Origin of the sequence: Phocaeicola coprophilus DSM 18228 = JCM 13818, assembly GCF_000157915.1 — a bacterium.
Classification (GTDB): domain Bacteria; phylum Bacteroidota; class Bacteroidia; order Bacteroidales; family Bacteroidaceae; genus Phocaeicola; species Phocaeicola coprophilus.
Map to the genome: position 1 here is coordinate 1 of NZ_EQ973675.1, position 564 is coordinate 564.

The 564-nt window shown below is 36.9% G+C and carries 1 protein-coding gene; it reads right to left on the minus strand.

What is annotated here, in order from left to right; all coding sequences use genetic code 11:
* Nucleotides 1-105: 105 nt before the first annotated feature.
* Nucleotides 106-360 (minus strand): hypothetical protein, encoded by a 255-nt coding sequence (locus tag BACCOPRO_RS16900; protein ID WP_246497781.1) that lies wholly within the window; start codon nt 358-360, stop codon nt 106-108.
* Nucleotides 361-564 lie beyond the last annotated feature (204 nt).

Sequence of the window (564 nt, forward strand, 5' to 3'; positions counted from 1 at the left end):
GCATAACTGAAAGGCAGTGATACGAGCTGCATGAGCAGCAGAAGGATGAATGTTCTCATACGTTTTTTTATTCTTGTTTAAAGGTTAATAAAATCAAACTTTTCCTCAGCAGGGGGGATCACCCACATTTTGTACAAAATCCTTTAAGATATAGTCATTGGTAACTTTTTTCTTTGTCCGCTTGTTTGTATATGTCAGGGAAGAAGCAACCATGAACCCAGACTTCTGGTTGATAATCCAATTTCCGTCGGAGAAATGGCGTGCCAGCGCATAATGCAGCTGGTTACGCAATATGACCTCAAAAGAAGACAGCAACGGATGAAATGCCTGTGCTATCTTCATGTTGGCAAAATAGAGCATAACCGCCTTGTTTTTGTTATAGCGAAAAAAGAAGATCATGGAAAGTACTTCAGACCATTTTTAATATTAAGAGTATAAAATCTCTTTTAGGCAAGCCTCAAGGTTTAACATTATTCCCAGCATTCTCAACTATTACTTCAACAGTCTTCATATCAAACACCCAATACTATATTAGCATCAATATTTAATTTTTGGCTTATTTCA